Below are 7120 nucleotides of genomic sequence, written 5' to 3' on the forward strand. Positions count from 1 at the left end.
AACCGATGGATGCAGGAGCGAGCTTGCTCGCGACAACGGCTTATCGCGAGCAAGCCCGCTCCTACGGGGAATGCGCCTTTTCCTTGTTGATTGACTACTAGCAATCATGTACATCCTGGTCAAATACGTACATGTCATCAGCGTGGTCCTGAGTCTGACCGGCTTTTTTTTGCGCGGCGTATTGATGATTCGCGATTCCCCGCTGCTGACAGCGCGCTGGGTCAGGGTCTTGCCCCATATCAACGACACGCTGCTGCTGGTCGCCGCGCTGACCTTGGCGGCAATGTCCGGCCAGTATCCGTTCGTGGTCGACTGGGTCACGGCGAAGGTGCTGGGCGTGATCGCCTACATAATCCTCGGCATCCTGGCGCTGCGGGAGGCGAGCACGCGACGGATGCGCGTCATTTGCTGGCTGGCCTCGATGGCGGTTTTCGGCTGGATCGTCTCGGTGGCGCTGACGCGCCAGCCGCTGGGCTTTCTGGCGGCAATGGCCTAGCCGAGGCGACCGTCGGCCGGCGTCAGCAGGGTCTTGAGGCGGGGAATGTCCAGAATCCGGATATGCTTTTGCTGCACCGAGATCAGGCCTTCGTCCTGAAAGCGGGAAAAGGCGCGGCTCACGGTTTCAAGCTTGAGACCAAGATAGGAGCCGATTTCCTCGCGCGTCATGCGCAGATGGAACTCTGCCGGCGAATAGCCGCGAGCGTTGAAGCGCTGGGAAAGATTCAGCAGGAAGGCCGCCAGGCGTTCCTCTGCGCGCATTGTTCCCAGCAGCATCATGACGCCGTGGTCGCGCACGATCTCGCGACTCATGACCTTGTGCAGGTGATGCTGCAGCGAGTGAATTTCGCTGGAAAGCATTTCCAGTTCGGTGAACGGGATCAGGCAGACCTCGCTGTCTTCCAGGGCCACGGCATTGCAGGTATGCACCTCGGTGCTGATGCCGTCCATGCCGAGAATCTCGCCGGCCATCTGGAAGCCCGTCACCTGGTCGCGACCGTCTTCGGTCAGTACGTCGGTCTTGAAGAATCCGGCCTTGACCGCAAAAATGGATTCGAAGGCTTCGCCGGCACGGTACAGGTGCTGGCCACGCTTCAACTTGCGCCCGCCGCCGATCAGATTGTCAAGGCGAGCCATGTCCTCGTCCGAAAGGCCGAACGGCAGACACAATTCGCGCAGGTTGCACTGCGAACAGGCGACCTTGAGCCCTGGAGTGATCAGCGGGACTACATTGTGTTTGACGTTTGCATGCACGCTTGTCGCGTTACCGGTTTAAGGGTAGCCCTTTGATATTTATCAATGCAACTTATTCGTGATTGCGGCATCGTGTAGACTTGCGGTGGATGTACCACCCGTGCCTCAATCTCGTACCTTTAGCCAATGGATTATCAGGAACTCATTTTTGACCCGGAAGTCATTCGGCGTTTCGACGTAAATGGCCCGCGATATACCTCGTATCCGACTGCCGACCGATTCGTCGAGGCCTTTGGCGCGGACGATTACACGCGCTGGCTGGGCAAGAGAACGGTGGGTGGCATAGGTCGACCTTTATCATTATACGTCCACATCCCCTTCTGCAACACGATCTGCTACTACTGCGCCTGCAACAAGATCATCACCAAGGATCATGGTCGTTCCGCCAAGTACATCAAGTACCTGGGCAAGGAAATCGCCATGCAGGAAGCTGCCCTGGAAGGCAGCCGCGACGTGGTCCAGCTGCATTTCGGCGGCGGTACGCCGACCTTCCTCAGCAACGACGAAATGCGCCGGCTGATGGATATCATCCGCAAGCATTTCCGCCTGCTACCGGGTGGCGAATACTCGATCGAAGTCGACCCGCGCAAGGTCGATCGCGAAACCGTGAAGTTGCTCGGCGAACTTGGCTTCAACCGCATGAGTGTCGGCGTCCAGGATTTTTCGCACGAAGTTCAGGTCGCCGTGAATCGCGTGCAAAGCCTCGAAGAAACCAAGCTGGTGATCGATTCGGCGCGCGAGTTCGGGTTCAAGGGAATCTCGGTCGACCTGATCTACGGCCTGCCCAAGCAGAACGTGATCAGCTTCAACCATACGCTGGACGAGGTTCTCAAGCTCGATCCGGATCGCCTGTCGATCTACAACTATGCGCACCTGCCGAGCCTGGCCAAGCCGCAGCGGCGCATCAACGAAGCCGATCTGCCGTCGCCCGATGCGCGCCTGCAGATCCTGCAACTGGCCATTCGCCGCTTGACCGAGGCGGGCTACGTTTTCATCGGCATGGACCACTTCGCCAAACCGAACGACGAACTTGCCGTGGCCCAGCGCCAAGGCCGGCTGCATCGCAATTTTCAGGGTTACTCGACCCATGCCGAAGCCGACCTGATGGCCTTCGGCGTGTCCGCGATCGGCAAGGTCGGACCGAGCTACTGCCAGAACGTGCGCACGCTCGACGAGTATTATGATCGCCTCGATCAGGGTGTGCTGCCGATTTTCCGCGGCATCGAGCTCAACGCCGACGATCTCTTGCGGCGCAGCATCATCCAGGCGCTGATGTGCCACTTCGAGCTTTCGATCGAATCCATCGAAATCGCCCATCTGATCGACTTCAAGTCGTATTTCGCGGAAGAACTGGCGGATCTGCGCGAAATGGAAAAGGGCGGCCTGCTGACCATCGACGACCAGTGGATCAGCGTCCAGCCGCGCGGCCGCCTGCTGGTGCGCGGCATCGCCATGGCCTTCGACCGCTACTTGCGCACCGACCGCGAACGCGTTCGCTATTCCAAGGTCATTTGACCTTGAGGGGGCTGCCCCGTCCCCACCCCAGCCCTCTCCTTGACGGAGAGGGAGATTATGGGTCGCTGACGCGACGTTCACGTTAATGCCTGACAGCGGTTTTCTCGCGGTATTTCTGATCGGCCTGTTGGGTGGGGTGCACTGCGCCGGCATGTGCGGCGGCATCGTCTCCGCGCTCACCCTGCAAGTGCCGGGCAAGCCGGGCACTGCGGGTCCGGCATGGACCATCCACCTCGCCTACAACCTCGGCCGCATCAGCAGCTATGCCCTGGCTGGCGCCCTGATGGGTGCGCTGGGGAGCCTCGGTCTGCTGCTCAACAACGCCTTGCCGGTGCAACTGACGCTGTATGTCGCCGCCAACCTGATGATGATCGCGCTCGGCCTCTACCTGACCGGCATAACCGGCGCGCTGGCCTTCACCGAACGTGCCGGGCAGTGGCTGTGGCGGCGCATCCAACCCGCGACCAAGCGTTTCCTGCCGGTGCGCGGACCGGCGCAGGCGTTTCCGCTTGGCTTGCTGTGGGGTTGGCTGCCCTGCGGCCTGGTCTATAGCGTGCTGGCGATGGCCCTGCTCACCGGCAGCGCGTTGCGCGGCGCGACAACGCTGCTGGCCTTCGGCTTGGGCACCCTGCCCAATCTGATGCTGGCGGGATTACTGCTGGCGCGCTTTCGCAGCGTGATTCAGGGACGCGCGCTGCGACTGGGATCCGGCCTGCTGGTGCTGGGTTTCGGCGTGTATGGGTTGGTCAATGCGGCGACCCTGGGCGGCAAGCTCTGGCAGGGCGTGGTCGGTCACGTTTGAAGAGTTGGCGCTGGCGCTACGGCGACGGTGCTTCGTTTCAAGGCGTCAGCGCCATACGGATAATCGGGCAGGGCATCTCCTGACCGCCACATTCGCACTCCCGCACCAGATGACGCAGGGCATTGGCGACTTTGGCCAACTGCTCGATGCGGGTTTCGATGCTGCGGATCTTCTCGCTGGCCAGATTGCGCGCAAGACGGTGGTCGCGGGTATCGTTGAGCGTCATCAGCTCGGCGATTTCCTCCAGCGTGAAGCCGACGCCCTGGGCGCGCTTGATGAAGTTCAGGCGCTCCAGGTGCAGCGTGTCGTAGCGGCGATAGCCGGAGACGGCGGGCGGCTCGGCGAGCAGTCCGCGGCGCTGGTAGTAGCGCACCGTCTCGACGCCGACTCCGGCGTCTTTCGCCAGTTTGCCGATCGTGAAAGTCTGTTCTGAAATTTTCATCGGAAACCCCTTGACTACGTACCAAGGTACGGAGTTTAGACTTGCTGCCGTGGAACTTCCAGCCGCACCTGCGGCCTGACTGGAGAGATGGCGATGAACGCAGCCACTGACAAAGAAAACGAGGCGCTGGAGCTGCCTTTGGCCGGCATGACCTGTGCCGCCTGCGCGATGCGCATCGAGAAGCAGCTGAACAAGCTGCCGGGGGTCGAAGCGACGGTGAACTTCGCCACGGAGCGGGCGACCGTACGCTATGCGACGGCCGACACCAGCGCGGCGAAGCTGGTCGAGACCATACGCAAGACCGGCTTCGAGGTGCCGCCGGCGACGCTCGAACTCGCCATCGGCGGCATGACCTGCGCGGCCTGCGCGGCGCGCATCGAGAAGCAGTTGAACAAATTGCCGGGCGTCGAAGCGACGGTGAATTTCGCCAGCGAAAAAGCCCATGTGCGTTATGTGCCAGGCCTCAGCGATGCCGAGCGGCTGGTGGCGACGGTGCTCAAGGCCGGCTACACGGCGACGGTCTCCGACAACGACACGCGGGCCGAGGAGAAGGCGCGCAAGCTGGCCGTGTATCACGAGGAGCTGCGCCGTTTCTGGATTTCCGCCGCGCTGACCCTGCCGCTGGTGGCGCAGATGATTTTCATGTTCAGCGCCAGCCAGCATGAGGATGTCATTCCGCGCTGGCTGCAACTGCTGCTGGCGACGCCGGTGCAGTTCTGGATCGGCTGGCGCTTCTACGTCGGCGGCTTCAACGCCATACGCGGCGGGGCGGGCAACATGGACGTTCTGGTGGCGCTGGGCACGAGCATGGCCTGGGCCTACAGCCTGGTCGTCACGCTGTGGAACCTGCATCACCAGCACGTGTATTTCGAGGCCTCGGCGACGGTGATCACGCTGGTGCTGCTGGGCAAGATCCTCGAAGCGCGGGCCAAGGCCAAGACCTCGGCCGCGATCGAGGCGCTGGCCAAGCTGCAGCCGCAGACGGCGCGCATCGAGAGAGGCGGCGAACTGGTCGACGTCGCGGTGGCGACGCTGATCCCCGGCGATGTCTTCGTGGTCCGTGCCGGCGAAGCGATGCCGGTCGATGGCGAGGTGATCGAAGGCGCATCCTCGGCCGATGAAGCCATGCTTACCGGCGAGAGCCTGCCGGTGACCAAAGCCGCGGGCGACCGCGTCTTCGCCGCCACCATCAACGGCGACGGACTGCTGCGCTGCCGCGCCACGGGTGTCGGCAGCCACACGCTCTTGGCCGGCATCATCCGTCTGGTGGAAGAAGCACAGGGCTCGAAGGCGCCGGTGCAGCGCCTGGCCGACAAGGTGTCGGCGATCTTCGTCCCGGTAGTTGTGGTCATCGCGTTGCTGACCTTCATCGCCTGGTGGGCGCTGGCCGGCGACTTCACCCAGGCGCTGGTGAATGCGGTGGCGGTGCTGGTGATCGCCTGCCCCTGCGCGCTGGGCCTGGCGACGCCGACCGCGATCATGGTCGGCACCGGCCAGGGCGCCCGCGCCGGGGTACTGATCCGCAATGCCGTGGCGCTGGAACTGGCGGAGAAACTCAAGGTGCTGGTGGTGGACAAGACCGGCACGCTGACCGAAGGGCGGCCCGTGGTTACCGATGTGGTGAAAGTTGGCGCTGGCGACACGGCGTCCGCAAGGGCTACCGTCCCCGGCACAGCGGGGGACATAACTCTGTTGCAACTCGCCGCCAGCCTCGAACAGGGCTCGACGCATCCGTTGGCCGCGGCGATCGTGGCGCGGGCCAAGGCGGACGGACTGTCCTTGGCGACGCCGCAGAACGTGGTGACGATGGCGGGACGGGGCCTGCAGGGCGAGGTCGAGGGCCGTCGCGTGCAGCTCGGTTCCGTGACATGGATGAAACAACAGGGCTGGTCCGCGCCGCAGGCGGATGAACTGGCGCAAGCCGGCCGCAGCGTCGTCGCGGTGGTGGCCGATGACGTCTTGCTTGGCTTCATCGGCATCGCCGATCCGCTGCGCGCCACGTCGCGCGCGGCGGTGGCCCGCCTCAACCGGCTTGGCATCGAGGTGGTGATGCTGACCGGCGACAATGCCGGCACGGCACAGGCCGTCGCCCACGAAGCCGGCATTGAACGCTTCGAGGCCGAGGTGCTGCCCGGCGACAAGGCGGCAGCGGTGAACCAGCTCAAGGGTGCCGGCCGCCTGGTCGGCATGGCCGGCGACGGCATCAACGACGCGCCGGCGCTGGCCGCGGCCGACGTCAGCTTCGCCATGGCGGCGGGCTCCGACGTCGCGATGCAGGCGGCGGACATCACGCTGATGCGCGACGACCTCGGCGGCGTGGCCGACGCGATTTCGCTGTCGCGGGCGACGCTTTCAAAGATACGGCAGAATCTCTTCTTCGCCTTCATCTACAACGTGCTCGGCATTCCGCTGGCGGCGCTGGGCATGTTGAATCCGGTGATCGCCGGTGCGGCGATGGCGGCAAGTTCGGTGTCGGTGGTGAGCAATTCCCTGCTGTTGCGCAGATGGCAATCAAACAAGGACTGATGACATGGAAACGACGACAATCAAGGTGGGCGGCATGTCCTGCGGCGGCTGCGTGAAAAGCGTGACCGGCGTGCTGACGGCGCTGGCTGGCGTGGCCAAGGCGGAGGTTTCGCTGGAGCAGAAACAGGCGGTGGTCGAGTTCGACGCGGCGAAGGTGACGCGCGAGCAGCTTGCACAGGCCATCGAAGATGCCGGCTTCGATGCCGGCTGAGTCGCGCTAGGCCGGGATGGGCCGGTAGCTGGGATTGTCGATCAGCTCGATGGCTTCGATGATGGCCTCGATAAGCTTTGGCCGGCTATAGCCTTGGCGCCAGGCCAGCGCAATGCGCCGCGACGGCGCGGGGTCTTCGAAGGGGATCGACACCACCATGCCGTTCTTGTAGATCCCGCTGAGCGAACCGGCCGGCAGCACCGATACGCCGTAACCCGAGGCCACCATGCAGCGCACGGTCTCGATCGAGTGTCCCTCGTGCAGCGAGCCTTCGGCGTGACTGATGTCCGGGCAAGCGTCGAGTACCTGTTCGCGAAAATGGGGTATCCACTTAGCTCCACTTGAGCTAGAATATACTGGATGGACATCCAGA

General features: G+C 63.4%; 8 protein-coding genes. 5 read left to right on the forward strand and 3 right to left on the reverse strand.

Annotated elements, in window-relative coordinates; translation table 11 throughout:
* Nucleotides 1-106 precede the first annotated feature (106 nt).
* Complete coding sequence (locus tag RMO95_RS21810; RefSeq protein WP_310452796.1) at nucleotides 107-496, forward strand: SirB2 family protein; 390 nt, start codon at nucleotides 107-109, stop codon at nucleotides 494-496.
* Here the strand turns inward: RMO95_RS21810 and fnr are convergent.
* Nucleotides 493-1251, reverse strand: coding sequence for a fumarate/nitrate reduction transcriptional regulator Fnr (gene fnr, locus RMO95_RS21815; protein ID WP_310452797.1), 759 nt, complete (start codon nucleotides 1249-1251; stop codon nucleotides 493-495). The genes RMO95_RS21810 and fnr overlap by 4 nt on opposite strands.
* Nucleotides 1252-1377: 126 nt before the next feature.
* Between fnr and hemN the strand changes: the two genes are divergently transcribed.
* Both hemN and RMO95_RS21825 read left to right on the forward strand, forming a co-directional pair.
* The gene (hemN, locus tag RMO95_RS21820; RefSeq protein ID WP_310452798.1) at nucleotides 1378-2766 is read left to right on the forward strand and encodes an oxygen-independent coproporphyrinogen III oxidase; all 1389 of its coding nucleotides are present in this window, start codon (nucleotides 1378-1380) and stop codon (nucleotides 2764-2766) included.
* Nucleotides 2767-2851: 85 nt separating this feature from the next.
* Nucleotides 2852-3568, forward strand: coding sequence for a sulfite exporter TauE/SafE family protein (locus RMO95_RS21825; RefSeq protein WP_310452799.1), 717 nt, complete (start codon nucleotides 2852-2854; stop codon nucleotides 3566-3568).
* Between the two features lie 37 nt (nucleotides 3569-3605).
* On the opposite strand, the gene RMO95_RS21830 is transcribed toward RMO95_RS21825, so the two are convergent.
* On the reverse strand, nucleotides 3606-4010 hold the full coding sequence (locus RMO95_RS21830; RefSeq protein ID WP_310452800.1) for a MerR family transcriptional regulator: 405 nt from the start codon (nucleotides 4008-4010) through the stop codon (nucleotides 3606-3608).
* A gap of 93 nt (nucleotides 4011-4103) precedes the next feature.
* On the opposite strand from RMO95_RS21830, the gene RMO95_RS21835 reads away from it, so the two are divergent.
* Nucleotides 4104-6536 (forward strand): heavy metal translocating P-type ATPase, encoded by a 2433-nt coding sequence (locus RMO95_RS21835; RefSeq protein ID WP_310452801.1) that lies wholly within the window; start codon nucleotides 4104-4106, stop codon nucleotides 6534-6536.
* Nucleotides 6537-6540: 4 nt separating this feature from the next.
* Complete coding sequence (locus RMO95_RS21840; protein WP_310452802.1) at nucleotides 6541-6747, forward strand: copper ion binding protein; 207 nt, start codon at nucleotides 6541-6543, stop codon at nucleotides 6745-6747.
* A 6-nt stretch (nucleotides 6748-6753) separates the two neighbouring features.
* On the opposite strand, the gene RMO95_RS21845 is transcribed toward RMO95_RS21840, so the two are convergent.
* Nucleotides 6754-7120 (reverse strand): LysR substrate-binding domain-containing protein (locus RMO95_RS21845; protein ID WP_310452803.1); only part of this gene is annotated, 367 nt, incomplete at its 5' end.

Source organism: Sulfuritalea sp., assembly GCF_031426875.1.
In the GTDB taxonomy this organism is placed as follows: Bacteria; Pseudomonadota; Gammaproteobacteria; order Burkholderiales; family Rhodocyclaceae; genus Sulfuritalea.

Coding starts and splice junctions, on each gene's coding strand:
- RMO95_RS21810 (WP_310452796.1), top strand. CDS start 107: ATGTACATCCTGGTCAAATACGTACATGTCATCAGCGTGGTCCTGAGT.
- hemN (WP_310452798.1), top strand. CDS start 1,378: ATGGATTATCAGGAACTCATTTTTGACCCGGAAGTCATTCGGCGTTTC.
- RMO95_RS21825 (WP_310452799.1), top strand. CDS start 2,852: ATGCCTGACAGCGGTTTTCTCGCGGTATTTCTGATCGGCCTGTTGGGT.
- RMO95_RS21830 (WP_310452800.1), bottom strand. CDS start 4,010: ATGAAAATTTCAGAACAGACTTTCACGATCGGCAAACTGGCGAAAGAC.
- RMO95_RS21835 (WP_310452801.1), top strand. CDS start 4,104: ATGAACGCAGCCACTGACAAAGAAAACGAGGCGCTGGAGCTGCCTTTG.
- RMO95_RS21840 (WP_310452802.1), top strand. CDS start 6,541: ATGGAAACGACGACAATCAAGGTGGGCGGCATGTCCTGCGGCGGCTGC.